This window comes from Pseudoalteromonas citrea (genome assembly GCF_000238375.3).
Taxonomy (GTDB): domain Bacteria; phylum Pseudomonadota; class Gammaproteobacteria; order Enterobacterales; family Alteromonadaceae; genus Pseudoalteromonas; species Pseudoalteromonas citrea.
In genome coordinates this window covers 504,526-531,099 of sequence record NZ_AHBZ03000015.1, presented here as the reverse complement: position 1 = coordinate 531,099, position 26,574 = coordinate 504,526, and the positions used below count along the sequence as shown (strand labels likewise).

The 26,574-nt window shown below is 41.4% G+C and carries 19 protein-coding genes and 1 pseudogene; 13 read left to right on the top strand and 7 right to left on the bottom strand.

Annotated elements, in window-relative coordinates; all coding sequences use genetic code 11:
- Nucleotides 1–69: 69 nt before the first annotated feature.
- The gene (locus tag PCIT_RS09890; RefSeq protein ID WP_010363715.1) at nucleotides 70–702 is read left to right on the top strand and encodes a 2OG-Fe dioxygenase family protein; all 633 of its coding nucleotides are present in this window, start codon (nucleotides 70–72) and stop codon (nucleotides 700–702) included.
- 12 nt (nucleotides 703–714) lie between these two features.
- Nucleotides 715–1,950: a cysteine desulfurase-like protein gene (locus PCIT_RS09885; protein WP_010363713.1), complete on the top strand. Its 1,236-nt coding sequence runs from the start codon at nucleotides 715–717 to the stop codon at nucleotides 1,948–1,950.
- Nucleotides 1,951–2,038: 88 nt separating this feature from the next.
- Here the strand turns inward: PCIT_RS09885 and PCIT_RS09880 are convergent, their stop codons facing one another.
- Together PCIT_RS09880 and PCIT_RS09875 are read right to left on the bottom strand one after the other, a co-directional pair.
- On the bottom strand, nucleotides 2,039–2,497 hold the full coding sequence (locus tag PCIT_RS09880) for a cyclic nucleotide-binding domain-containing protein (RefSeq protein WP_010363711.1): 459 nt from the start codon (nucleotides 2,495–2,497) through the stop codon (nucleotides 2,039–2,041).
- A gap of 204 nt (nucleotides 2,498–2,701) precedes the next feature.
- Entirely contained in the window at nucleotides 2,702–3,004 is a 303-nt protein-coding gene (locus tag PCIT_RS09875; protein WP_010363709.1) for a helix-turn-helix transcriptional regulator, read from the bottom strand.
- A gap of 1,071 nt (nucleotides 3,005–4,075) precedes the next feature.
- Here PCIT_RS09875 and PCIT_RS09870 point away from each other — a divergent pair.
- The 3 genes from PCIT_RS09870 to PCIT_RS09860 are packed head-to-tail and all read left to right on the top strand — an operon-like array spanning nucleotide 4,076 to nucleotide 5,382.
- On the top strand, nucleotides 4,076–4,426 hold the full coding sequence (locus PCIT_RS09870; protein WP_040696952.1) for a hypothetical protein: 351 nt from the start codon (nucleotides 4,076–4,078) through the stop codon (nucleotides 4,424–4,426).
- Between the two features lie 9 nt (nucleotides 4,427–4,435).
- The gene (locus PCIT_RS09865; RefSeq protein WP_040696948.1) at nucleotides 4,436–5,122 is read left to right on the top strand and encodes a hypothetical protein; all 687 of its coding nucleotides are present in this window, start codon (nucleotides 4,436–4,438) and stop codon (nucleotides 5,120–5,122) included.
- 41 nt (nucleotides 5,123–5,163) lie between these two features.
- A complete protein-coding gene (locus PCIT_RS09860; RefSeq protein WP_010363703.1) occupies nucleotides 5,164–5,382 on the top strand; it encodes a helix-turn-helix transcriptional regulator in 219 nt (72 codons plus the stop codon).
- 2 nt (nucleotides 5,383–5,384) lie between these two features.
- On the opposite strand, the gene PCIT_RS09855 is transcribed toward PCIT_RS09860, so the two are convergent.
- The 3 genes and pseudogenes from PCIT_RS09855 to PCIT_RS09845 all read right to left on the bottom strand — a co-directional run.
- The gene (locus PCIT_RS09855) at nucleotides 5,385–6,287 is read right to left on the bottom strand and encodes a hypothetical protein (protein ID WP_010363701.1); all 903 of its coding nucleotides are present in this window, start codon (nucleotides 6,285–6,287) and stop codon (nucleotides 5,385–5,387) included.
- A 64-nt stretch (nucleotides 6,288–6,351) separates the two neighbouring features.
- Nucleotides 6,352–7,563, bottom strand: coding sequence for a tyrosine-type recombinase/integrase (locus PCIT_RS09850; RefSeq protein WP_010363699.1), 1,212 nt, complete (start codon nucleotides 7,561–7,563; stop codon nucleotides 6,352–6,354).
- A gap of 174 nt (nucleotides 7,564–7,737) precedes the next feature.
- Nucleotides 7,738–8,196 (bottom strand): annotated as a pseudogene (locus PCIT_RS09845) (YicC/YloC family endoribonuclease); the annotation flags it as partial.
- A gap of 882 nt (nucleotides 8,197–9,078) precedes the next feature.
- Between PCIT_RS09845 and PCIT_RS09840 the strand changes: the two are divergent.
- Nucleotides 9,079–17,046: an Ig-like domain-containing protein gene (locus tag PCIT_RS09840; protein ID WP_021032244.1), complete on the top strand. Its 7,968-nt coding sequence runs from the start codon at nucleotides 9,079–9,081 to the stop codon at nucleotides 17,044–17,046.
- Nucleotides 17,047–17,357: 311 nt separating this feature from the next.
- On the opposite strand, the gene PCIT_RS09835 is transcribed toward PCIT_RS09840, so the two are convergent.
- The gene (locus PCIT_RS09835; RefSeq protein WP_010363687.1) at nucleotides 17,358–18,218 is read right to left on the bottom strand and encodes a YicC/YloC family endoribonuclease; all 861 of its coding nucleotides are present in this window, start codon (nucleotides 18,216–18,218) and stop codon (nucleotides 17,358–17,360) included.
- A 169-nt stretch (nucleotides 18,219–18,387) separates the two neighbouring features.
- Here PCIT_RS09835 and rph point away from each other — a divergent pair, with 169 nt between their 5' ends.
- The 7 genes from rph to trmB all read left to right on the top strand — a co-directional run bounded on the left by rph (nucleotide 18,388) and on the right by trmB (nucleotide 24,428).
- Nucleotides 18,388–19,101, top strand: a complete 714-nt coding sequence (rph, locus tag PCIT_RS09830; protein ID WP_010363685.1) for a ribonuclease PH — start codon at nucleotides 18,388–18,390, stop codon at nucleotides 19,099–19,101.
- A 60-nt stretch (nucleotides 19,102–19,161) separates the two neighbouring features.
- A complete protein-coding gene (gene pyrE, locus PCIT_RS09825) occupies nucleotides 19,162–19,806 on the top strand; it encodes an orotate phosphoribosyltransferase (protein ID WP_010363683.1) in 645 nt (214 codons plus the stop codon).
- Nucleotides 19,807–20,034: 228 nt separating this feature from the next.
- Nucleotides 20,035–21,414 (top strand): UDP-N-acetylmuramate:L-alanyl-gamma-D-glutamyl-meso-diaminopimelate ligase, encoded by a 1,380-nt coding sequence (mpl, locus tag PCIT_RS09820; RefSeq protein ID WP_010363681.1) that lies wholly within the window; start codon nucleotides 20,035–20,037, stop codon nucleotides 21,412–21,414.
- A gap of 33 nt (nucleotides 21,415–21,447) precedes the next feature.
- Complete coding sequence (locus PCIT_RS09815; RefSeq protein WP_010363679.1) at nucleotides 21,448–22,071, top strand: flavin prenyltransferase UbiX; 624 nt, start codon at nucleotides 21,448–21,450, stop codon at nucleotides 22,069–22,071.
- A gap of 1 nt (nucleotide 22,072) precedes the next feature.
- A complete protein-coding gene (locus tag PCIT_RS09810) occupies nucleotides 22,073–22,993 on the top strand; it encodes an ABC transporter ATP-binding protein (protein WP_010363677.1) in 921 nt (306 codons plus the stop codon).
- Between the two features lie 2 nt (nucleotides 22,994–22,995).
- Nucleotides 22,996–23,763: an ABC transporter permease gene (locus PCIT_RS09805; protein ID WP_040696964.1), complete on the top strand. Its 768-nt coding sequence runs from the start codon at nucleotides 22,996–22,998 to the stop codon at nucleotides 23,761–23,763.
- A complete protein-coding gene (gene trmB / locus PCIT_RS09800; protein ID WP_010363674.1) occupies nucleotides 23,763–24,428 on the top strand; it encodes a tRNA (guanine(46)-N(7))-methyltransferase TrmB in 666 nt (221 codons plus the stop codon). Before PCIT_RS09805 ends, trmB begins: the two co-directional genes overlap by 1 nt.
- Before the next feature lie 10 nt (nucleotides 24,429–24,438).
- Here the strand turns inward: trmB and PCIT_RS09795 are convergent, their stop codons facing one another.
- Nucleotides 24,439–26,304, bottom strand: a complete 1,866-nt coding sequence (locus PCIT_RS09795) for an EAL domain-containing protein (RefSeq protein ID WP_010363672.1) — start codon at nucleotides 26,302–26,304, stop codon at nucleotides 24,439–24,441.
- Nucleotides 26,305–26,574: the final 270 nt, after the last annotated feature.

Genomic DNA, 26,574 nt, shown 5'->3' with positions numbered 1-26,574 from the left:
AATTAAACAGTATTTATTTTCCATTCGCTTAGAATTATCGCCAATTTGTCATCAATAGGCGAGAGCAAAATGACCGCAGTAAACAATCAGAACTTGCTTCAACTTCGTTTCATCCAACAAGCGCATATCGACGCAGTGAAGCCCTCATTTAATCAACTACCAAGTAACCCGTATGCGGATGGTGCATTCAGAAAGCGTCGTTACTCAGTAATTAAATTTTCAGATGATCATGTGTCATTGCAGCCTGCAAAAGCCTTTGTTCAAGATGACGCGATTAATACTTTTCAGGGTAATGTAGAGCGCGTATATGAAAACCTTGAAGACAGCTTATTGCAAAGTGATGGCTTTAAACACTTATTAAATGAGTTTCGTGCTATGACAGGCATTTCACCGGAGCGTGAAATTGAGGTGCATCAATTCCGTATGCTAGCAATTGAAAGTGACACACCGCCAGCGCCAGAAGGCATTCATCAAGATGGTTTTGATCATGTCTGTGTATGTGGTGTATCACATGAGAACATCGCCGGTGGTGAGCTATTGGTTTATGAAAACAAAGACGTAGAGCCTTGCTTTAAAATGGAAATCAAAGACGGCCTGTTTGCTTTGATCAACGACCGTGAAGTTTGGCATAACGCGACTCCAATGAATAAACTAGATGCTGATAAAATTGGCTATTTAGATTGTTTTGTATTTACTTCATAACACGAGTGGCTCATGGAACTAACTAAACTTCGCCGTCAATTTCCGGCATTAATGCAGCAAGTAAATGGCCAATCCCCTATCTTTTTGGATGGCCCAGGTGGCTCGCAAGTACCACAGTCTGTATTGAGCGCGATGTCGGCTTATTTGGGGTACTACAATTCCAACTTAGGTGGCGCATTCTTCTCTAGTGAAAAAACGGTAGACTTGCTTAACAACGCTCGCCAAGCGGTTGCAGAGCTACTCAATGCGCCAAGCAAAGAGCAAATCGTGTTTGGTGCAAACATGACAAGCCTAACCTTTAGTTTTAGCCGTGCACTTTCTAGGGCATGGCAGGCGGGCGATGAGGTTATTGTTACCAATGCCGATCACTTCTCAAATGTGTCGTCATGGCGTCAAGCAGCCGAAGATAAAGGAGCGACAGTACATGCCCTGCAAATTAATGAAGCTGATTGCACGTTAAACTTAGAGCACTATAAGCAGTTATTAAACCGTAATACAAAACTGGTTGCTGTGACGTATGCGTCAAATACAACGGGTTCTATCAACGATATAAAACACATTGTTGAATTAGCCCACCAAGTTGGCGCTTTAGTTTATGTTGATGCTGTGCACTATGCCCCCCATGAGCTTATTGATGTGCAAGCGCTGGGTTGTGACTTTTTAGCCTGTTCAGCCTACAAGTTTTTTGGCCCGCATGTGGGTATTGTTTATGGTAAGCGTGAACACTTAGAAGGGTTTAGCCCTTATAAAGTAGAGCCTGCAAAAGACGTGATCCCAGGCCGCTGGGAAACCGGCACACAGAGCTTTGAAGGCCTTGCGGGTGTTGTGGCTGCAATTGACTATATTGCCAGCTTAAGTGACTTGCCAGAGGCAACACCACGTCGTCAGCGTTTAGCTGAAGGCTTTGCTAAGACCAAACAGCATGAAATGGCGTTAAGTGAATACTTTTTAACGCGCTTAGCTGAATTTCCACAAATTAAATTATTTGGTATTTCAGATTTAACCCGCCTTAAAGAGCGTACACCGACTTTTGCACTGACATTTGATGGCCTTGAACCACGTGCTGTATCTGAGTTTTTAGGTAACCAGCATATGTGTGTATGGGATGGTAACTTCTATGCACAAGGTTTATGTGAGCAGCTAGGTGTGATGGATAAGGGTGGCGTCGTCCGTATTGGATGTATGCACTACAACACGATTGAAGAGCTTGAAAAACTGTTTAATGCGTTTAATACATTATTAAATTAAGGGATTGATTGCTCAATTCTAATTATGGTTTTATTAAAGGCATGGGTTCTTGCACATGCCTTTTTTCGCTAAATCACATTTAAATCCACTAGATATTGTCTTCAATATAATTACTGAGCGTGCTGATCCGAGTGCTCATACCCGCAATAATTCTATCCTTCATTTTTTCTCGAATAACATTAGGTAGTTTTGTCATTGCCTCAGGTGTAATAGCTAGCAAGATACTGTCTTTAAGCGCTTTGGCACTGGTAGAGTGTTCTTGATTGCAAATAAAAGCGCCCTCTCCAATAAACTCACCAGGCCCCACACGGCCTAATTCAAGCAATTGGCTTTTCTTAAAAATACTAAACTCACCACTGAGCACAATAAAAAGTCGGTTATCTAATTCAAAACGTTTAAACGCGTGATGGCTTTGATGTACTAAATACAAGTGACTAAATGACTCGAGCAAGACTTGTCGTTCAGCCAAAGTAAATTCATTGAAAAAATCAAGACGGTTAATGATCTCAAGTTGTTTTAAGGGGGACACATTTTCGAGTAACTTCATGTACGCTGAGTCGATAGTAAAAATATAGTCTAGATAGTGGCGAGTTTTTTCTTATTGATCAACATATTTGATCGTGAGTTGTATATGATGATTTATGAAGTGAGAAATAAAAGCTTTACGCTAAATTTATATGGCTAAGCCCCACATTTTGTAGGGCTGGATAGTAGGTACTGGGTATTTTGCTGCTAAATACCAGTCATACGGCTAGGCAACTAGTACAGCACTGTGCACTGGATTATCGATGGCTAAGTTATTACTAAATAATTCATTCATCACAGGGCTAGTAAAATCGCTACCGAAAATTAGCATCATCTCATAAACTTGTGTGATGCTCATGATAGTTTTACCACTCTCAAAGTTACTAATTGTTGCTTGGTCAACATGCAATATTAATCCGAGCTGCTTTTGCGTCAGGCCGTGTTTTTTACGTAAGCTTCGCATGGCTTTTTGCATCTCAGTTTTGAATCTATCAATTTGTATTTTTCTTCTACTTGTGTTGTGTTTCATATTGCCTCCAAAGAACGTATGCATGCCAAGACGGTAGTTGCTCTATGTTGTGGGCTTTTAAGGTGATTCCTTAATGCTAAATATACGGTATTGCAGTGCTGCATAATGTTTATGCAGCTTTTCATACCCACGACGTTGGTTAATAATTCAGTGTCAAATCCATTTATGATTAAAGTTATGGCTTTTGAATCCTTTTTAAAGCGATGTTTTAACATGAAATCGTTTGCTAGTTTGTTGTTGGTAAAATCATTTTGTGGGAATAGGTGTGAAAAAATCTCCCCAAAGTAAATTTTAAGTAAAAACCTAATCACAATAGGTAACCTAGCACGTGGTGGAATGCGCATAGTTTCTATTTAGCTGTGCATTTTTATGCTTTGGTCGGTGTAGTACGGTTGAATTCTAAAAGCTGCAATAAACTCTTGATTTTAGTGTGTCGAAAGCGAGTGGGAAATCACTTTGTTTGACAATCGGGTGGTGTGAGTTACTTTTTACTTTATATTGTTTATAAGCGTGGTTTATTTATTGAAAGAACTACCATGGTTAAAAACATGTAACAGCACAATGCCCAAGAGATATAAATTAACCCCGCTATATTACTGTAGATGAGATCCATAGATGCTATTTTGAAATACGACCATGCAACATTTTCTAAAAGCCCAAGGGCATAAATAATAGAAGTGAAAATGTACAACCAATAGAATATGCCATCGAAAGGCGTTAGCTTGATATTATTTGAACTAGATAATTTACGTGATAGCTGTACTCGAAATATTAATATTATCATAGTTATTACGCTAAAAATGAGCTGTATTCCTAAAATAATGGTTCCTCGTAACAATTGGTTTTCTTGCAGGGCCACAATATCAATTATCCCGGTTGAAAAAATCGTAAAGTTAATTGCCGTTAACGCAAAAATAAACCCAGAGATATGAGCCAAGTTGATATTTTTTGTATACCAAGCACAGGTTATGAATAGGCTTAGCAGGAATAAATAAAGGGGCGCAATGACTGAGTGATCCCATAAAGTTCCAAATACTAAGAGCACAGAAATAGCGTCAAAGAGTTTAGGTTTTGTTAGGCATTAATCAAAGTGTTAGTGCAGGGCAGTCAGTCCGGTTAATAGAGGTTCCAGTATTTAGCAAATATGATGCTTTCGAAAATACTCATGGATTTACTTCGGCTAAAGAGTTTGCTGAGTACTTATCAGCCAGCATAGGTAAATACCATGGTACTTTCATTAAATCGTGGGTGGAAGCTCTCTCAAATTTTGATTGCCCAAACAATGAGGTTATTAAAGAGTACAAAGATATTCGGGAGCAGTGGCCTTGGCCAAAAAACATAGAGAGCCAAGCTAATAACGTTTTAGATAAATTTGCGCTGCTAGCCGCCGCGGGGGAAATTGCCATTAATTTAGGATTGTAGCCATGGCACTTGGGTGAAGTTAAAGATGCATTAGAACAAGTAGCAACAATTTGGCTAGATGACCGAAATAGCACCGAAAATTCAGAAAGTAAGAAAATTATTAAGAAGCTTATCAAGCTAATCAATAAGTGGCGACATAGCCTGAGTCCTCGGGGGGAGTCGTATAACGGGAGCATAGGATTCTTCGAATCAGAGCCGGAACTGGCTTGGTACATTCCTCAGCAGCTATTCAAATCAGAAGTAATCGAGTCTGTTGCTCATGAATACAGTCAAACAGCCCATTATATGCTTCAAAAAGGTTGGGCCATTTCAAATGAGGGCACGCGACGTACATTTAAAATAGGAGGAGATCGGTTTATTAAGTTTTTTCCCGAAAAAATCTGTCGCGAATGCGGTGAAAGTGTGGATCTATCCCACTTCCACCAAAATAATAACTCATTGAATAGTAATGCTAATCCCACTTTCCCAGAGCGAGAATTACTAATGCTTACTGACGAACTATTTGACGAAATAAAATGCGTTATTGAAAACCAGCTGTGCAAAGTTGCGCTCAATAGCAAAGAATTTCTTACATTTGACGAGTGTGTCCAGTATACAGCACTAAGCCCAAATTTCTTGCGGCAACAAGTACGGGATGGGTTGCCCTGTTACAAACTTGGGGGGGCGGCGAACCTTTTTCAAGAGAGTAGAAGTTGATGCTTGGGTACTGAAGAATCGCGTGGAACTGGGAGACGAACATGAATAACGAGCTATTTGAAAAACGAGCGGGAATTTTAAAGCTTTATGGCGAAGAAGAGCGGTTGATAAGCGAGACTGAGCGCTGCTGCAGAACTGGCATTAGCCGCACTACATGGTGGCGCATGCAAAAGGTGGGAGAAACCCCGCCAGCCTCTGGAGTTGGCAAGGGAAAAGCCCGCTGGTTGTTGTCGGATATTTTGCTTTGGATAAACAAATAATCCTATGGTTGCGATGAATAGAGCTTTTCTCTGCTTATTCTTGGGGAGTGTTTTTTACCATACCTTTCAATTAGGAAATGAAGAGCTCTGCCAAGCATATTTTGGTCTCTGTAAATTGTATTTACACGCTTTAAACTATCATACTTAAACGCTAGATAAAAATCTTTAAAGGCTTTTGTATATTCGAATGTACCATGTTCTATGCAGCTTTCATACAATTCAACAGCTTCACGACTGACAGTTACTTTTTCGGAAACATGGATGTCTTTTAGATCAATAGTGATTATTCCCCTCGGACTCTTATTTACAACTAAAACATCTGAGTCTACTTGATGAAGCCCATTTATGGTGTGGTGGCAAAGCAATATATCTTCTACTGGAATATCTCGGTAAAACCAAACACCATCGTCGAAACCTCCTGAAGGTGCCAAAGCATAGAAATCAAACGTATTACATGGAATTTGCACTTGAGTAAGATTGTTCTTTTTAGCATGAATTACAGCACATGCAGCAATTTCACTCATACTCTTTCTCAAGCCTCGCCTAACTCGGATTTTACTTGAAATAGCACTCAATTGGGCTTGAGTGTGTCGATAAACTCTTTCTAGTTCTGAGAGGTGATTGGAAAGTTCAGTATCAGAAAGATCTTCAAAGTAGCTTTTTATAGCTCTGTCATCTTGCCTAGCTATTGCTTCAATACAGCATGGAAACCTATGAATGTTAAAAAGGCGTTGAATCAGATAAGAAACATATGGGCGTGCAATACCACGGTAATGTCCGTTGCCGTTTAAAGGGTTAATTCCCTCACCGTCATAACCCTCTGTATGGAAAAACATGCTACTGAGTAGCTTATTATTTATTTTTACTTTTTCTAAATTATCAAAATCACCTAGTTCCTGAACCATTAAATCACCTTTAATAATGTATTTATATACAGTATTGGGGCGGTTTAAATTAATACAACAGAAATCACAAATATTTGGTTATCTTTAGACATACTGCTTGGTGAATTTCCTTCCTCTGTTCAAAAAAGTCATGCTTGTTGTAAATCTCATCTAACTTGCTGATTTTATGATTTAAACAACGCTCTAAATGATCATCTTGAAATTTTAGCTCTGACCCAATAGACCTGAACGTACGTCGAAGATCGTGCACTCTAAAATGTTCTAAATCGCCCATACGGTTAGGTGGCTGAACCTTTTTACTACGATCTATACCGAACAGCGAATTTATTGCGCTGTTGATGGTATCTGAACCCATATACGGTTTACTACTTTTGCGTCTCGCTGGAAATACATAACTTGAGCCATGTGAACGAACTTTTAGTTCTTTAAGCCATTCCACAGCGAGAGGAGGTAACGGAATTTTGATAGCTCTAAAGTTTTTCTTGGTACGCTCTTTTGGTAAATGCCAAACCGCATTGTCTAAATCGAATTCATGCCATGGTGCTTGAATTAATTCAGATTTACGTACTCCCAAAACCACTAACAAACAGCAGGCCAGGTAGTTGTCGCGAGTAAAAGACTCGGGGTATTTTCTGAATACGCTGAATGCTTGCTCCACTTCATCAATCGTCAATACTCGTTCTCGGCATGATTCATCCCCTCCAGCGTCTTTATAGCTGAAGGCAGATGCGGGATTATTTAGTGTAATATTTAATTGAATAGCATGCTTAAAAAGGTTGTTAAGTAGATCAAGGGCGTCGTTTGCCACTGTAGGTCGCCCACTGTCGGTAATGATATTTAGGATATCTCTAATGTGGAAGGCATTAACCTGTTCAACTTTAAGGTGACCAATGAATTTGGCTACATTGTTGTCATATTTACTTTTCGGAATATCAGGTCTTTTTAATCGTTTGAGCAGCTTATTTTCATACATATCTTGAAATAGCTCGTTGAAAGTCATTCCGCTATGTTTGGTGAGAGAGCTCAATGATAGTGGATCAATGCCTTCTCTTAGCATGGCTCTGATCGTTTCAGCCTCACCGCGCGCTTCAGCCAGTGTCAGTTGCCCGAATTTACCTAGAGACTTTTCCCTCCTCTTTTCGTTAAAGGTATATCTCAGGGACCAATAAGGTTCGCCACGCTTGGGAACGACAAATAACAGACCGTTTCCATCAGACGTTTTTTTAGGTTCGCTTTTAGCAAGTATGTTTACTTGTTTAACTGTTAAATTTGGCATTTTTTCACCTCTTGTACTCACCAGTAGCTTGAGACTAGCAGTGAAAAATACTCACCACAATACTCACCAATTGGATGAAACAGAATGAAAAAATACGGAACGATAAAAAACAAAACCCCGCTATAAAGCTAGGTTTTTCAATACTTTAAGGGTTTTTGTGAACGCTAGTGAGCTTTATTCTATATTCTGGATCTGCTCACGCATTTGTTCAACCAATACTTTTAGTTCAACCGCTGCGCTGGTGATGTCGGTATTAATTGATTTTGAGGCTAGGGTATTTGACTCGCGATTAAATTCTTGCATCATAAAGTCTAAACGGCGGCCGCATGCGCCGCCTTTTTTTAATGATTTTATGTGCTTCTGTTACGTGAGACTTTAAACGATCTAACTCTTCAGCCAGATCTTGTTTTTGAGCAAGGTAAATAAGTTCTTGCTCAAGGCGGTTTTCATCGATGTCGGCTTTTAAGTCTTCTCGCTTGGCATTGAGCTTTTCACGTTGTCATTTGGCGATTTCTGTCATGTGTTCTTCTACAATCGTAGCTAGCTCTAAAGTGCTATCTAGGCGCGCGGTGATCATGGTTTCTAGGTTGCCAGCTTCGCTGCGAAGTGCGCTTTAAAGTCTTCAATGAGTTCGTTAAAGCCAAGAGTTAAAGATAGGCTTTTTGGCAATGCCAATGGAGATGAATGCCTTGATGCCAATGTTGTTTAAGTGATAAGTGTTGTAAAAAAAGCAATTTAATAATTTCCCTTTATTTTTTAGATAATTTTTTTCTCAAACTGACTTATTTCAAAATTGGCGTTATATTGTTGAAAATAAAAGGTAACTGCTTTTTTTTTGGTGGATAGCTTTTTATTTTGTAAATATGAGGTTTTTTGTGTTTTTTACTTCAAAGACCGTTAAAAGTTTTCTTTTTATTTTTTTTAATATTTCAATCTCAATTTTTTTCTTATTTAAGCTGTTGTATATAAATATTTTTATCATTTTTATGCTGTTTTCGATGAAAGTGCCACTTTTAAGTTAATACTATATTCTTACTTTTGTTTGTTTTTAAGGTATATATTTCAAGATGTTCTAACTTATTAATTTATATGTTTTTTATTTGTTTTAAAGTGGTTTTGGTGAGTGCGGTAAGTGGTGAGGTTTTACTAAGGTTGTGTTTAATGTGGGTTTTGTTGTGATTTGGTGGTTTTGTCTGTATTAGTGTAATTTAGTGTAATTTACTGTTGTTTTTGCTTGTGGTACAATTTTGCATTAATATCAATAATATAAGTTCTATCTAACACGTTTAGCTTTTTGTTGGTATTTAGCTCGAATTATATCTAAGTTCAGATTAAGTCGATGTTAGGTAGGATAGTGATAACGATAAAGCAATACGTCCACAGTCATGAAAGTGAAAGCGTCAAGGTTTGTACTTTTTATTAGGTTGTACATTGTTGATTCTATTGTAATAAGCCCTATTCATCTACGTCTAATTAATCGGTGAAAATAATCAGTTTTTTAGTAGGTGAATTGAAATGAAATTATCGCTCAAGGGCCGTGCTATCCCAGAATCATTGGGGTTATCTAACAGAAGCTTAACTAAGCGCAGGCAACACGCACTTTTACCTTTGGCATTGTCAGGGTTACTGCTTAGCCAGTCAAACAATGCTTTAGCAAACAATGCATTAGAAAGCAATGCTTCTGCCCAGGTCGCACCTCAATTTACTTCCAGCCCCGTCACGAGTGCCGTGCAAGATCAGTTGTACTCTTATGCCGTGCAAGCCACAGATGGTAACAATGACCCAATTACTTTTGCAGTAAAAGAGGAAACGAGTTTACCGAGCTGGCTTAAGCTCGGGGCTGGCAGTACCCAGCCCAACGTTATTGTTGAGGGGGTTGAGTTACCAGGTGGTGTTGCACGTGATGAACAAGGGAATACCTATGTTGCAGAACTTGTTGGTTCGAGCATTTTAAAGATTGCCCCTAATGGAGTGAAGTCACCATTCGCAACGGTTGAAGCGTCCCATAAGTACGGGTTACTGGTGCATGATGGGTATTTATATATTTCTTATTATACTCTAGATAAAATAACCCGAGTTGAATTGAGTAATCCACAACAAGGTGAACAGGATTTCGCAAGTCTTGATAGCCCCCTTTCTATGGTTGTCAAAGATGGGTTGATGTATGTTGCCCAGCATGATAGCGGTAAGGTCTCGAAGATCGATATAGCCACTAAAACGGTTGATGATTACGTTCAAGTATCAGGCCCATTTGGTCTCGGCTTTGATTCAAAAAATAATTTATTTATTGCGAGCTATTTTGGAAAGAGTATTTATAAATATGACGGCGGTGCGGGTCAGCCAGTTAAGGTGGTTGATTATTCTAATGATGTAAATGTAAGCTATATATCTGATATCAAAGTCGATGCGAATGATAACCTCTATTTTAGTACAACAGGTAAAGGAGTTAAAAAGCTCTTAGCGACAGACTTAACCAAGGTATTAAACATTACAACCACAGGGAACGTTTGGGGTATGACCCTATCCCCGGAAGGGGTACTTGGTTGGTCGGCAAATGATGAAGGTAAAGTTTATAGCCTACCTACGGGGGCGGTGCTAACGGGCACACCAAGCAATACAGATATACCGGTTCAACCCGGTAATACAGTAGATTATCCCGTTTGTTTAAGTGCTGCTGATAGTACCGCGAATTCTGAGCAGTGTTTTACGATTACCGCAACAAACACCAACGATAGCCCTGTTATTACCTCAAATTCTGGTGGTGATACGGCCAGCATTAATATAAATGAGAACCTCACCGCAGTGACTAAAGTCGCTGCCACTGATGTTGATGTAAATGATATTGTGTCGTATAGCTTAGTGGCGGGTAAAGACTCAGAGAAGTTTCAGTTAGATAGCTCAGGAAGTTTGACCTTTAAAAGCGCACCTGATTTTGAAACGCCAACAGACAGCGATGGGAATAATAGCTATTTGGTAGATGTACGTGTTGATGATAAGTTTAATGGACACGACATACAGCAAGTGACTGTGACTATCACAGACGTAGTAAATGAACTTGCTTCGCCGGTGTTTACTTCAACGCCGGTCATGAATGCAGTTCAAGGCCAATTGTACACGTATACACTGATAGCAACGGATGCCAATCAAGATACAGTCACTTTCTCGGTTAAACCGGAGACGAGTTTACCAAGTTGGTTAAGTTTAACATCGCAAAATCAGCTTACAGGCACGCCAAACAATAGTGATATTGTGGCCCAACCAGGAAAGACGCAGCAATTCCCAATTTGTTTGATTGCTTCTGATGGTACTGCGAGTGAAAGTGCTGAGCAATGTTTTACCATTAGTGCAACGAATACCAATGATGCGCCCGTGATTTCAGGCACACCTGTAACATCGGTGAAAGAAGATGCGACTTACAGCTTTAAACCCACCTTTAATGATGTTGATAAGGGTGACACACTCAAATTCAGCATTGTAAATAAGCCAAGTTGGGCATCGTTTAATACACAAACAGGTGAATTATCAGGGACGCCTAACAACGAGCATGTTGGCAGCACACAAGGGATTGTGATCACGGTCACCGACAGCAGCGAAGCAGCGACATCATTGCCCGCTTTCACTTTAACAGTTGAAAACATCAATGATGCGCCCGTGATTTCAGGTACGCCTGCAACATCGGTGAAAGAAGATGCGACTTACAGCTTCAAACCCACCTTTAATGATGTGGATAAGGGTGACACATTTAAATTCAGCATTGTAAATAAGCCAGATTGGGCGTCGTTTAATACACAAACAGGTGAGCTATCAGGGACGCCTAACAACGATCATGTTGGCAGCGCACAAGGGATTGTGATCACGGTCACCGACAGCAGCGAAGCAGCGACATCATTGCCAGCCTTCACTTTAACAGTTGAAAACATAAATGATGCGCCTGTGATTTCAGGCACACCTGCAACATCGGTGAAAGAAGATGCGACTTACCACTTTAAACCCACCTTTAATGATGTTGATAAGGGTGACACACTCAAATTCAGCATTGTAAATAAGCCAAGTTGGGCATCGTTTAATACAAACACCGGTGAGCTGACGGGGAGTCCATTAGATGAACATGTAGGGTCAACATCAGGTATTGTGATTGCTGTCATGGATAGTGCCCAAGCAACAACTAAGCTTGACGCGTTTACCATCAAAGTTGAAAACACCAATGATGCGCCTACGGGCAGTAATCTAGAGCTGTCAGTGAATGAAGGTGAGACTTTAACTGTCGCCTCAGAGCATGGTTTAATGGTCAATGCCAAAGACGACGACTTAGATTCTGAAGATCGTATTGTTGCCTTGCTCGGTACTAAGCCTAACTATGGTACTTTAACCTTAAATGAAGACGGCAGTTATGAGTACACCCATGATGACAGTGAAAATCACGAAGACAGTTTTACGTTCTACTACCAAGATAAAGCCAAAGCTGAGTCTGTAAAGTATACCGCGACGATTAACGTAAAAGCTGTTGAAGATGCGCCAAATGTAGTTGGTGATCTTATTGAGCTGACAGAAGATACCCCATCTGAAAAGGTAAACTTACTGGCAAACGATTCAGATCCAGAAAATAACATGGTTGCATCGTCGATGACGGTTGTGAAGCAGCCAAGTAAAGGCCAAGTGAGTGTTGAAAATGGGGTTGTTTTATATACGCCTAATGAGAATGAAAACGGAGACGATAGCTTTACTTATACGGTAAAAGATTCAACGCAAGCGCTTTCAAAGGACGCGACTGTTCAGGTTAAAATTTCAGCTGTTAATGACATCCCTAAAGCGGCTGATTTTATTGTAAATATTTCAGAGGATACCGCATCAGAAGCGCTTGCGATTAGAGATAAAGCAACCGACGTAGAAGACGGTAACCCAACGAAAGATATCCGCATTACAGACTCACCAACTAAAGGTCAGGTGTCGATTGATCAAGCAACAGGTAGCCTTATTTACACGCCTAATGGGAACGCAAATAATGCTGATAGCTTCAAATATGTGATTGCGGATGGTGATGGCGCAGAGTCAAATGAAGCAACGGTTTCTATCAACATTGGAGCGGTCAATGACCGACCGGAGGTTGGTAATGATTCAGTGTCCACAGACGAAGATAAAGTGGTTATGCTTGCTATATTAAGCAATGACCAAGATGTTGAAGATGCAAGTTTTTCGGCGTCTAACATTAGTCTAGATAATAATGGTGATTATGATTTAGCAACTGTTACGGTGGGTGATAATGGGGAATTAACCATTGCGCCTAAGCAAGATAAAAATGGTAAGTTAAGTTTTACTTATACGCTTGCAGATAGTGAAGGCCTGCGCTCCCTGCCTGCAACCGTTGAAGTTGACATTAAAGCGGTTAACGATGCGCCCGTTGCAATAGATAATACTGCGCAAATTAAAGAAGATGGCAATATTGAAATCAATGTGCTTGGTAATGACATTGATGTAGATAGTGAGCTGACTCCAACTTCGGTGACCGTGGTTGCTTCACCAAACAATGGCACAGTAAAAGTAACAGCGACAGGTGCGATTCTTTATACACCTAACGCAGACTTTTTTGGTGCTGATAATTTCACTTACACGGTAAAAGATGCTGGAGGGTTGGTGTCTAATCAAGCTAAAGTGAATATTACCGTAGAGCCAGTGAATGATGGGCCTGTCATTTTAGGGGAACCTGCAACATCGGTGAATGAAGGTGAAATCTATCGCTTTACGCCTACAGCGAGTGATTTAGAAGGGGATACACTCACATTTACTATTCAAAACCAACCCGTTTGGGCAAGTTTTGATACGACGACCGGAGAGTTAACAGGGAGGCCAACTAATGGTCAAGAAGGAAGCTATGATGGTATCGTAATTACCGTCACCGATGGAAATACACAAACGAGCTTGGCGCCGTTTGCGATATTGGTTAATGCTTTGAATGACGCTCCTATTATTTCAGGTAACCCAGAGTTGACAGTGAAGCAGGATCAAGCTTATAGCTTTGCACCTGCGGCTGCAGATGTTGACTCAAACACACTGACATTCGAGATTAGCAACCAGCCTAGTTGGGCAACGTTTGATTCTGAAACTGGATTACTAACGGGTACGCCAAACCGAGATTATGTAGGCAGTTATCCTAATATTGTTATCAGTGTGAGCGATGGTGAATTGAGTCATAGTCTAGCCGCGTTTTCGATTGAAGTGCTTGCGGTGAATGCTGCACCTGTTGCCAATAATATGCAGCACACAGTGAAAGAGGACGGTACAATTAGCTTTGTGGCGAGTATCAATGATATTGATAACGATGCACTTACGATTCAATTACAAAGTCAGGCGCAATACGGCCAAGTTTCAGTCCAAAATGAAAGCTTCACATATACCCCTGCACCTCAGTTTAATGGCACTGATTCATTCAGCTTTGTAGCGAGCGACGGTGAGCTCAGCTCTGAGGTCGCTACGGTTACAATGACAGTGACTTCGGTTAATGACTTACCAGTGGCCATTGATGATAGTTACACGTTCACATCAAACGCAACAGGCCAATATACGTTACCTGTTTTGGATAATGATACCGACTTAGACGGCGATGCGTTACGCATCGTGGGTGCTAAAACATCGATTGGTAACATAACAATTGACGGTAATGTACTTAATTTGCAAGTTACAGATATGACAAAAGGTCAGGCTGTGGTGACGTATCTTGTTGAAGATAGCTCTAAAGGGCGTGATGAAGCGGTTGCTGAAATTTCCATTGATGGTTCTTCTGCAACGGTAAGTAGACCCACAATTACTGCACCTCAACCAATTACGCTGAATGCAACAGGCTTATTCACTAAAGTTGATCTGGGTGCTGCGATTGCAAATGATGGCGATGGTAACGCGTTACCTGTGTCTTTAGCTTCTGGTCAACCAATCTTTGCGCCCGGCAGTCATATTGTTTACTGGCAAGCAAAAGATAGCCAAGGTCAGCAAGTGGTTGCAAGCCAGGAAGTGAATATTAACCCATTGGTTTCACTTCAAAAAGATAGAGCGGTAAGTGAAGAGCAAACCTATCGTATGGAAGTATACTTAAACGGTGAGGCACCAAGTTACCCTGTGACTATTCCATATTCTGTGAGCGGTAGTGCAGATGCGGCGGATCATGATTTACAATCGGGTGAGTTTGTTATTGCCTCTGGTACACAAGCGAGTATTGAATTTACTGTTTTTGCAGACAGTGAAGTTGAAAACAGTGAAACAATTGAGGTTACATTAGGTGATGAGCTTAATGTTGGCGCGAATTCGACGACGACAATCACCATTGTTGAGCAAAATGTTGCACCCACAGTTCGGACTATTGTTACTCAAAATGATGAAGAGCGTAGCTTAGTTACTGCCACGGATGCACAGGTTTCAATTACGGCTCAAGTGTCAGACATCAATGCAAATGACCGCGTGAGTGTGACGTGGCAAGCGCCAGTAGAGTTTGAAAACGACTCCTCTTTAACTGATGTGTTTACATTCAATCCACAGACCCTATCAAATGGGATTTACAAGGTGGTGGTGATTGCGACAGATAATGCGTCACCGAGTCTATCAACCAGAGGTGAAGTATATATTGAGGTGGTGGAATCACTTGCTGTTTTAGCGGATATTGATAGTGATGGTGACTTAATTCCAGATAGTGAAGAGGGCTATCAAGATTCTGATAGTGATGGTATTCCTGATTATCTAGACAATATCGACGCTTGTAACGTTTTACCACAACAAGTGAACGAGTCATCGCAGTACTTAGTTGAAGGTGAAGCGGGTGTTTGCTTGCGTAAAGGAGTAACGGTTGCGCAAAACCAAACCGGAGGGGCACAACTTAACGCATCAGAGATACCGGTAGATAGCGAGGCGACAAACATCGGTGGTATCTTTGATTATGTTGCTGTGGGCCTACCAAAAGAAGGGGATATTTATCGAGTGGTAATTCCTCAGCGCAAACCTATTCCAAGCAGTGCTGTATATCGTAAATTTAACGATGGGCAGTGGAGTAACTTTACAATTGATGCAAATAATAAAGTACTTTCTGCTCGCGGTGAATTAGGTTTTTGTCCTCCTCCCGGGGATGCGCAATGGGTGGCAGGAATGACCGAAGGAGATTATTGTGTGCAACTACAGATCAAAGATGGCGGCCCTAATGATGATGATGGTATAGAAAATGGTACTGTAGTAGACCCTGGTGGTGTTGCGGTTACTGTATCAACTAACACTTTACCTATCGCAAACAGCGACACCGTAACGGTATTATCAGGTCTGAGTGAGATAATTGATGTATTGGCCAATGATATCGATGAAGATGGTCATGCGCTAACACTTACCAGTGCGTCGGTAGATTTTGGACAAGTATCTATTATTAATAACCAGCTCACTTATAGTGCGCCTGAAATGTTCTTAGGGATTGCCACAATCCAATACGGTATTACCGATGGTAAGGGTGGTACAGCGCAAAGTACAGTGGCTGTTTCAATTGTGAATAACCAAGCACCTATAACCGTCAATGACAGTGTAGATAGCAATGGTAGTATGTTGAAAGTGGATGTGTTAGCTAATGATTCGGATCCAGAAGGGTCTGTGCTAACGCTCGTTTCAGTATCAGCAACATATGGTACAGTAGCAGTACAAAACAACTTGCTACATTATTCACCGGTAAGCGGATTTGAAGGAGTAGACACGCTTAGTTATGTGGTGAGTGATGAACATGGCGCAACCGCTGAGGGAGAAGTAAGTGTTACTGTTACGCAGCTGTCAAAGGGTAAGACTGAAAGCAAAGTTGAAAACAGTTCTTCGGGTAGTATGGGTATATTGAGCCTATTGTTGATTTCAGCACTGTTCATACGCCGCAGTAAATCGGGCATGCCAGCATTTTCTTTGGTTAGCGCTATGAGTTTAGTGAGTGCATCAACGATGGCTGGTGAATGGCAAGTGAGCGGCTCTGTTGGGGTATCTTCAGCAGACAGTAAAGTGACGAACGATACGTTTGCTTACACTTACCTTGATGATAAAAGTACTAGCTGGTCTATTGGGGCGTTTTATCAACTTTCACCACATTGGGAGGTGGGCATTAGGTATTTAGACCTAGGCAAGGGGCGCGTTGACTATAAAGGGGAAACGGCAAACCTTGGTGGAATGCATCGTGAATTATCAAAATTGGCACCAGTATTACCAGAAGGTAGTGCGTTACAAGTGGGTTACGATACTGAGTTGGCAAAAAAAATAACGGGTAGGTTATTTATTGGTGTGTTTGATTGGAAATCAGATATTAATAGTTTACTAAATGGCCAGACGAATATTCATCACAGGCAAAGTGGGCAAAGCGGCTATGTTGGCACTGGATTGCATTACAGTTTAACTGATTCTATCAAGTTTGGTGTTGATTATAGTCACTACTTTATCTCTGAAAATGATATTGGTGAGATCTCCGCAGCAATGAGCTACCGCTTTTAATTACCGATAATAGCGCCCTAATATAAAAAGCCCTATTGAATTGCAATAGGGCTTTTTATTTTAACTTTTAAAGCCAATTGGAGATAAAAGCAGCGGGAGGCTTGAGACGTTCTGCTAAATTTATGCACAAATATCTTTGATATTTGAATATTCAGTCTAAACTGAACTTTCAATAAATAAGGACAGGTTTGCTGGTATTGTAAATACTTCCTATCGCTTTTATTGTTTCAAATCGAAATTACTCAGACGCTAAAAACAAAAAAGCCCAGTATGACTGGGCTATATTGGGTGATTCTGCACTGATTTAGATGTTATTCAATATTTTGAATTTGCTCACGCATTTGTTCAATCAGTACTTTTAACTCTACCGCTGCGCTGGTGATGTCGGTATTAATTGATTTTGAGGCAAGGGTATTTGACTCGCGATTAAACTCTTGCATCATAAAGTCTAAACGACGGCCGCATGCGCCGCCTTTTTTAATGATTTTATGTGCTTCTGTTACGTGAGACTTTAAACGATCTAACTCTTCAGCCACATCTTGTTTTTGAGCAAGGTAAATAAGTTCTTGCTCAAGACGATTTTCATCGATGTCGGCTTTTAAGTCTTCTAACTTAGCATTGAGTTTTTCACGTTGCCATTTGGCGATTTCTGGCATGTGTTCTTCTACAATCGCAACTTGCTCTAAAATGCTATCTAGGCGCGTGGTGATCATGGTTTCTAGGTTACCACCTTCGCTTGCACGTGCGGCTTTAAAGTCTTCAATAAGGTCGTTAAAGCCAAGTAGTAGGGCTTTATTTACGATGTCTAGATCAACTTCTTGTGCTTCCATTACGCCCGGCCAGCGCAGTATGTCAACGGGGTTGATGTCACCTTGGCTTTGTTGCTGGACCCATTTTGCACTGTTGATCAGCTGTTCAGCCAATGTTTCATTAATAGATAGCTCACCTACATGAGCTGGATTGGCTGTAAACTTTAAATAGACTTCTACTTTTCCGCGTTGTAGATGTTTACGTAGGCGCTCGCGTATTACCGGCTCCATACCACGAAATTGTTCAGGTGCGCGGATAAAGGTTTCTAGGTAACGCTGATTTACTGAGCGGATTTCCCAAACTCCTGTGCCCCAATCACCTTTAACTTCTCGGCGTGCGTAGGCGGTCATACTATGGATCATGTAAAGTTCCTAATATATTAACAAAATTTCCAGCTGCTATTATAGCTTAATAAAAAATCAACGCAGTAAGCAATTTTCACTCAATGTCGTTGTTTTGTCTAAATCGACATGGCATCGTACTGTCTGACCCATTATAATGACTGAAATTTTGAATATTAGGGGAACGTGGATGCGTCCAAGTGAAAGAACAGCAAACCAGATCAGACCGGTAACATTTACACGTAACTACACAATTCACGCCGAAGGCGCGGTATTGGTAGAGTTTGGTAATACAAAAGTACTTTGTACTGCAACGGTTGAAGCCGGTGTGCCGCGCTTTATGAAAGGTCAAGGTAAAGGTTGGATCACGGCAGAATACGGTATGTTGCCACGTTCTACACATACCCGTAATAACCGTGAAGCGGCGCGTGGCAAGCAAGGCGGCCGTACGATGGAAATTCAACGTTTGATCGCACGTGCATTGCGTGCTGCGGTTGACTTAAAAGCCCTTGGCGAAAACACCATTACGATTGACTGTGATGTGTTACAAGCTGATGGCGGTACTCGTACTGCGTCTATCAGTGGTGCGTGTGTTGCGTTGGTTGATGCGTTAACGCATATGCGTGCCAAAGGCATGATCAACAATAACCCGCTTAAGTTTATGATTGCGGCGATTTCTGTGGGCGTTTATAACGGCCAAGCCATTTCTGATTTAGAATACCTAGAAGACTCAGAAGCTGAAACTGACATGAATGTGATCATGACAGAAACAGGCAAGCTGATTGAAGTACAAGGCACCGCTGAAGGTGAACCTTTCTCGTTTGAAGAACTTGATGAGCTATTAGGGCTTGCTAAGCATTCAATTCGTGAAATTATCGACCTGCAAAAGAAAGCATTAGCATAATCGATTGTTGTTCCAGTTTAGTTTAGGTACTCGTTAGGTATCACTTAAGTAGGTAAAAGTATGAAAGCATATCAAAAAGAGTTTATTGAATTTGCACTTGAAAAGCAGGTGCTTAAATTTGGTGAGTTTACCCTTAAATCAGGCCGTACAAGCCCGTATTTTTTCAATGCTGGTTTATTTAACACCGGTCGTGATTTAGCGCGTTTAGGGCGTTTTTATGCCGCAGCACTTGAAGATGCTGGTATTGAATACGATTTACTGTTTGGCCCAGCATACAAGGGTATTCCGATTGCGACGACGACTGCGGTTGCGCTGTCTGATCATTATGACAAAGACGTGCCTTATTGCTTTAATCGTAAAGAGAAAAAGCAGCATGGCGAAGGGGGCTCGTTAGTTGGCTCAGCGCTTGAAGGGCGTATCATGTTAGTTGATGACGTGATCACCGCAGGTACTGCTATTCGTGAGTCGATGGAGATCATTGCCGCCGCAGGTGCTGATTTATCCGGTGTGTTAATTGCACTTGACCGTCAAGAAAAAGGCAAAGCGGAGCTATCGGCAATTCAAGAAGTTGAGCGAGACTTTGGCACTGAGGTAGTGTCAATTGTGAAGCTAGCTGACTTAATTGTTTACCTTGAAGAACAAGGTAGCATGGGTGAACACCTTGCCTCAGTTAAAGCATACCGAGATCAATACGGCGTAGCATAAGCTGAGTTTGAGTTGAAAAAATGCCAGTCTGAGACTGGCATTTTTTTTAACTGCATTTTGAGAGAGCGTGATTCACTCATCAATAATTCAGGATTGTGGGGCTATTCTTGGCGTTTTAGCACAGCTGTTTTGCAGTATGGTTTATGGTGTGTTGCGTGATTTTTTGGCATAGTAAGCACCTTGCAAAATCCAGCAGTCTCAATTTTTTAAATAAAGGCATACATCGTCATGGTCACGACGCAAAATAACAATAAACATATCCATATTTTGGGTATTTGTGGCACCTTTATGGGTGGCATAGCAGCAATCGCACAATCTTTGGGTTATAAAGTTACGGGTTCTGATCAAAACGTGTATCCGCCTATGAGCACGCAGTTAGAAGAACTTGGCATTGAATTAACGCAAGGTTATGACACGGCCCAGTTAGACCCTGCGCCAGATAGTGTGGTGATTGGCAATGCTATGAGTCGAGGCAACCCATGTGTTGAATACGTGCTTGAGAAAAATATTCCGTACACCTCTGGCCCTGAATGGTTAAAGCATCACTTATTGCAAGACAGTTGGGTACTGGCCGTTGCGGGGACGCACGGTAAAACTACGACCGCGAGTATGTTGGCGTGGATACTAGAATATGCGGGGCTGCGCCCGGGCTTTTTAATTGGCGGCATTGTGCAAAACTTTGGGGTGTCGGCACGGGTTAGTGATACACCATTTTTTGTGATTGAAGCCGATGAATACGACACCGCCTTTTTCGATAAGCGCAGTAAGTTTGTGCATTACTTACCCCGCACTTTAGTTATGAACAATTTAGAGTTTGATCATGCTGACATTTTTTCCGATTTAAATGCCATTCAAACACAGTTTCATCATCTGTTAAGAACGTTACCTGCGCAAGGTAAAGCGATTTATCCTGCGGATGACACCGCACTTGCTGAGGTGATTAAACGTGGTTTTTGGAGCGAACAAGAAACTTTAAACGGCGATTGGTCGTATAACTTGCGCAAAGCAGACGGTAGTCAGTTTGAAGTATGCTTACACGGGCAGCGTGAAGGGGTTGTGAATTGGCAGGCTATTGGTGAGCACAATGTAAAAAATGCCATGGTGGCCATTGCGGCGGCGCGCCATGTGGGTATTCCTGTCTCTGTCAGTATTGATGCACTCGGCGAGTTTATTTCTCCAAAGCGCCGTATGGAGCTGCTTGCTGAGATCGATGGCGTCAGTGTGTATGATGATTTTGCGCATCATCCTACAGCCATTAAAACAACCCTTGCAGGGCTAAAAGCAAAAGTCGGGGCTGCTCCTGTGATTGCGATTTTAGAACCGCGTTCAAATACGATGAAAATGGGGGTGCATCAACAAACATTATTGGCGTCACTCAGTGAGGCGGATGAAGCATATTTGTTTGAACCCGATAACTTGGATTGGTCACTCCGCGATGAAGCGAGTAAAGCGGGCCGCCAGTGCTTTTCAAGTGTGGATGAAATTATCAAACAGGTGTGTGCTAACGCGCAAGCGGGTCAGCATATTTTGATCATGAGTAATGGTGGCTTTGGTGGGTTACATCAAAAGCTACTGGCTGCACTGCATAAAACAGACATAGTTAGCTGATATACTGCGAATTAACATAAAAGGGTAGATGGTGTGAAGAGTTTTAAACCTGCGATTACGTTGGCATTTAGTGGTGCATCGGGTGCACCTTATGGATTGCGATTACTGGAAGTACTCGTCGCAATGAATTACCAAGTTTATGTGCTGATCTCGAGTGCCGCGCGGGTGGTATTAGACATTGAATCGAACGTTAAACTATCGGGTAATGAGCAAAAAGCCAGCGAGCAGTTGAGTACGCTGTTTAACGCGCAGCCAGAGCAAATTAAGGTATTTGGTAAAGACAATTGGTTTAGTCCTGTGGCATCGGGGTCGGCAGCACCGAAAAAAATGGTGGTGTGCCCGTGTAGTGCAGGAACGGTATCTGCGATAGCGTTGGGTGCGTCGGATAATTTATTAGAACGAGCTGCCGATGTGGTTATTAAAGAGCGCGGCCAGCTTATTTTGGTACCAAGAGAAACGCCTTTTAGCCCCATTCATTTAGAGAATATGTTAAAACTGAGCCAGTTGGGGGTAACGATTATGCCCGCAGCACCGGGCTTTTATCATAAACCTGAGTCGATTGATGACTTGGTTGATTTTATGGTTGCCCGTATTTTAGATCATCTTAATATAGAGCATACCTTAACCGAGAGGTGGGGTTATGGAGAACAAAAATAGCATGACGATCGCATTAGATATTCAAGGCCTGAAAAAGGTCTATAAAAATGGCGTTGAAGCTGTAAAGGGCATTGACCTAAAAGTAGAACAAGGTGATTTCTTTGCCTTGCTGGGGCCTAATGGCGCGGGTAAATCAACCACCATAGGTGTTATAGCATCCTTGGTAAATAAAACCGCTGGGCAGGTTAGTGTATTTGGCCACTCAATTGATACTGCATTGGAAGATGCTAAAGCTGAATTAGGGTTGGTCCCGCAAGAGTTTAATTTTAGCCAATTTGAAACCTTGAGCCAAATCTTAGTGAATCAAGCTGGTTACTATGGCGTACCACGTCAAGAAGCACATCAACGTGCTGATAAATATTTAGCACAACTTGGCTTACTAGAGAAAAAAGACAAACAAGCTCGCACGTTATCAGGTGGCATGAAACGCCGTTTAATGATTGCGCGTGCCTTGATGCATGAACCCAAGTTATTAATATTAGATGAGCCAACCGCTGGGGTTGATATTGAATTGCGCCGCTCAATGTGGAGCTTTCTCAGAGAGATAAACGAGCAAGGTGTCACGATTATTTTAACGACACATTACCTTGAAGAAGCTGAGCTACTGTGTAAAAACATTGCCATTATCGATCAAGGCGTAATAGTTGAGAACACCACGATAAAAGCGCTTTTGGCAAAGCTCGACAAAGAAACGTTTGTGCTTGATTTACAAACGCCAGTACAACCGGTGAATATTGAAGGCTATGCGTTTAACTTAACCGATGAGCACACCTTAGAAGTTGAAGTTAAAAAATCACAAAGTTTAAATGAGGTGTTCAGTCAGCTGAGCACACAAGGGAATACGGTGTTGAGTATGCGAAATAAAGCAAACCGACTAGAAGAGTTATTTGTTGGGCTATTAGAGCAGGGGCGTGAATCATGAGTATTACTCGCTATGGCGTAGCTTTAAAAAGTATTTGGATCAAAGAGTGCATTCGCTTCCTACGAATTTGGGTGCAAACCTTGGTGCCTCCAGCGATAACCATGACACTTTATTTTGTTATTTTTGGTAGCTTAATTGGCTCACGAATTGGTGAAATGGGTGGCTTTAGTTATATGGAGTTTATTGTTCCAGGCTTAATTATGATGTCGGTGATCACCAACTCTTATTCTAATGTGGCATCAAGCTTTTACTCCACTAAGTTTCAAAAAAGCATTGAAGAGCTTCTGGTTGCGCCAGTGCCTAATTATATTATTGTGCTGGGTTACATGGGCGGTGGCATGGCGCGTGGCATACTGGTGGGCTTTATTGTGACCTTAGTTTCACTGTTTTTTGTCGATATACAAATACACAATATTGGCGTGATCATTGCCACCGTAGTACTGACCTCGGCGGTGTTTGCACTGGGCGGGTTAATTAATGCGGTATTTGCTAATAGTTTCGATGATATTAGTATTATTCCTACCTTTATTTTAACACCACTGACTTACTTAGGCGGCGTGTTTTACTCGATCACCTTGTTACCTGAGTTTTGGCAGGGCGTATCGCAAGCCAATCCAATCATTTACATGGTGAATGCATTTAGATTTGGCTTTTTAGGCGTATCTGATGTCAACATTTATGTGGCATTTACGGTATTATTAGCATTTATTACTGGGTTATTTATCTTGGCGCTGACATTGATCCGCCGAGGAGTAGGGTTACGTCACTGATGGCAGAAGCAAATTCGAGAAGTATTGTCTCAAACCAACCTAGCTTGCATGAAAAGCTGGATGAAATTGTAAATAAGCACTTAACTGCTGAGTTTAAAAAGCCCATTGCGGCTCATACGCAAAAGGCATTTGACGAAGTTAATGCGCGTGTACAAGCGTTTGCGGGCGACATTATTTTAGACTCATGTTGTGGAGTGGGTGAAAGCACGGCGAATTTAGCCAAATTGCACCCGAACGCATTGATCATTGGTATTGATAAGTCATCACACCGATTAGATAAACATGATGTGGAATACAAGCAGACAGACTCAGGCCAATATATTTTGGTGCAAGCTGATTTAAATGATTTTTGGCGCTTAGCAGTCGCGGCGAATTGGCAGCCGACACACCATTATTTACTGTATCCAAACCCTTGGCCAAAGGCTAAGCATATTGGTCGTCGCTGGCACGGAGCTGCGGTATTCCCTTTTATTGTTAAGCTAGGTGGTCAACTTGAAGTGCGCAGTAACTGGGATATTTATGTGAGGGAATTTGCGCGCGCCTTGCAGTTGGCTGGTCACCCAACGGCTGTTGAACCCTATAGCTGTGAGCAGGCGATCACGCCTTTTGAGCGTAAGTATTGGATGAGTGGTCAATCTAGTACTCGCTTGGTGATCGAGCTGTAATGACTTTGTGTTAGTGGACCAGCTTACGCTGATCAGCCTTGATGTGTGGGGTGGCTCTGCCTATGTGCCGCCCTTGCATCATATTAACGCCCGCCTCAATAAAGCGTTTAAATTGCGTTTCATCTAATACCGCTCCAACTATCAACTGTATATCTCGGTCTTTGCACAGCTTTGCTAAGTGAGCGATAAACTCAAAAACCTGCTCATCTCGGTGCATATGTGCTGAAATGTTTTCATCGAGCTTAATTGCGTCAATATTGAGTTTCATAACACGGCTGACGGTTAACAGCCCACTGCTGACGCCGTTGATTAGGATTTTTACCCCTTTACTTTTGAGCATATTGATACTGGCAGCCATTGAATTAAAGTTATTCAATACGGCTTGTTCATCAAGCTCAAAGGTGATCAAAGCAGGTTGTGGGTAGCGGCGTAACTCTTGATTAATAATATCGATGAGTTGTGGATCTGTGGCATCGTGATAGCTTAACTTTAAACTCCAAGCGGTATTTGTTTTTCTAAAACGTGTAACACATTGGGTTAAAATATTATGGGTTAACTTACCTTCCATACGCGAGCGTTGAACCACTTTTTGATAAATATCAGCACTTAAAATAGCGCCCTGCTCATTGATAATGCGTGCACTGCAAATATGCTGAGTAACAGCATTTCTTTCAACATCAAAACGAGGGGTGAAATAGGCTACGACTCTATTTTGTTCAAATGCATTTTGTAAGGTATTTGCCAATGCGAGGTGATTGGTTTGCTGTTGTTTTGCATCGTTATTGTGAATCGCATAGAGGCATACGGTTTTGTTTTGTTGTTTTGCTTGGCGACACGCAACATAGGCGTTGTCGAGTAACAGCGATTTGTTGCCTGACGCAATACCCGCACTAAGTTGAATATAAAGGTGTGGGTTATTAAGTACTGGTCGAGAACTCGGAAATTCTTTAATTAAGTTCGTAAGATAATGTTCGCCTTTGTCGGTATCACACATAATGACCAATTTTGATGTTGCGAGGCGATAAACTGGATATGGATAAGTAAATTCACTGAAATGCTTCATAATACGTTGGATAACTTGATCGCCAACACTGGCACCATAAAAGCTAATGATGTCTTCGAGCTCACTGACCCAAATAATGGCTAAGCTCAAATGTTGCTGTTTGTTCTTGGTTAAATCTTGTTCTAATGCAATTCGGTTGGCAAAACCAGTGCGTGTATCTGATGTCATCGACTTTTTATATAATAAAAAATAAATGCCCGCCACAAGCAGCGCTATAAAAAAGAAGAAACTGGCGGTTAACGTTGCCTTGGCTACGCTCACGCGTAGCTGTTGTGCAACGTCATCGGTGGTGATGTCAGCACCGGTAAGATAAATGGTGCCATTGCCACTAACAAAGGGTACTAAAATGGTTTTAAAGTGACCCCATTGATCTTCCGAAACCTCAAACACGGGCTCTGTTGAGCGAAAAGCACCTTTGTTAAGCACGGTAGCTTCTAGATACGGATCTAAAAACTGTGTTAAGCGGCCAAGTTTTAAATCTTTTTGTGTATAGCTAGATGATGTAAAACGTACCAATGGTGCGTCGTAAATCATAGTGTATACATATTCTACGTCCAGAGCGCTCGTGAGTTCGGTTAGCTGCGTGCTGAGCTGCTCAAATTGAATGGCATCTATATCATTTAATTGATCGTGATAGTTATCACCAATGATTAATTGTGCCGCTTTGGCGGCATGTAATAGGCGCGTATCAATATCGTTCATGATAGCTTGGCGGGTTGTGTGATAGCTATAGCCAACATAGCTGATAAGGCTTGCAATAAAAGTAAAAAAACCAATACAGAGCCAAACTATCAGAGAAGTCCTTCTGAGCATACTTGTCCTTTTTAATAGCGTCCCTTAATTTTAAACATGAAGTGAGCGCAATGCAAAGGTCAGCTAATTCTTAGTTATACCATTTTTAAACTTAAAGAAAATTAAATATACATGTAAATTTCAATTAAGTGTCGTTATATTTAAATGATAGTGTCACTAAACATTATGGGATTTCGCGACTTTTCAGCGTTCAAAGCGAGACAAATCTACTAACTTGCAGTAAAGTTAGCCATTTCGTCATAACAACTCATATTACTATTGCTTAAACAG

Bases quoted from the DNA above. Each gene is read 5' to 3' on its own strand.
- PCIT_RS09860 (WP_010363703.1), top strand. From the start codon at position 5,164: ATGAATAACGAGCTATTTGAAAAACGAGCGGGAATTTTAAAGCTTTAT.
- PCIT_RS09850 (WP_010363699.1), bottom strand. From the start codon at position 7,563: ATGCCAAATTTAACAGTTAAACAAGTAAACATACTTGCTAAAAGCGAA.
- PCIT_RS09810 (WP_010363677.1), top strand. From the start codon at position 22,073: ATGACGATCGCATTAGATATTCAAGGCCTGAAAAAGGTCTATAAAAAT.
- rph (WP_010363685.1), top strand. From the start codon at position 18,388: ATGCGTCCAAGTGAAAGAACAGCAAACCAGATCAGACCGGTAACATTT.
- PCIT_RS09835 (WP_010363687.1), bottom strand. From the start codon at position 18,218: ATGATCCATAGTATGACCGCCTACGCACGCCGAGAAGTTAAAGGTGAT.
- PCIT_RS09885 (WP_010363713.1), top strand. From the start codon at position 715: ATGGAACTAACTAAACTTCGCCGTCAATTTCCGGCATTAATGCAGCAA.
- PCIT_RS09840 (WP_021032244.1), top strand. From the start codon at position 9,079: ATGAAATTATCGCTCAAGGGCCGTGCTATCCCAGAATCATTGGGGTTA.
- PCIT_RS09890 (WP_010363715.1), top strand. From the start codon at position 70: ATGACCGCAGTAAACAATCAGAACTTGCTTCAACTTCGTTTCATCCAA.
- mpl (WP_010363681.1), top strand. From the start codon at position 20,035: ATGGTCACGACGCAAAATAACAATAAACATATCCATATTTTGGGTATT.
- PCIT_RS09795 (WP_010363672.1), bottom strand. From the start codon at position 26,304: ATGCTCAGAAGGACTTCTCTGATAGTTTGGCTCTGTATTGGTTTTTTT.
- PCIT_RS09855 (WP_010363701.1), bottom strand. From the start codon at position 6,287: ATGGTTCAGGAACTAGGTGATTTTGATAATTTAGAAAAAGTAAAAATA.
- trmB (WP_010363674.1), top strand. From the start codon at position 23,763: ATGGCAGAAGCAAATTCGAGAAGTATTGTCTCAAACCAACCTAGCTTG.
- PCIT_RS09880 (WP_010363711.1), bottom strand. From the start codon at position 2,497: ATGAAGTTACTCGAAAATGTGTCCCCCTTAAAACAACTTGAGATCATT.
- pyrE (WP_010363683.1), top strand. From the start codon at position 19,162: ATGAAAGCATATCAAAAAGAGTTTATTGAATTTGCACTTGAAAAGCAG.
- PCIT_RS09875 (WP_010363709.1), bottom strand. From the start codon at position 3,004: ATGAAACACAACACAAGTAGAAGAAAAATACAAATTGATAGATTCAAA.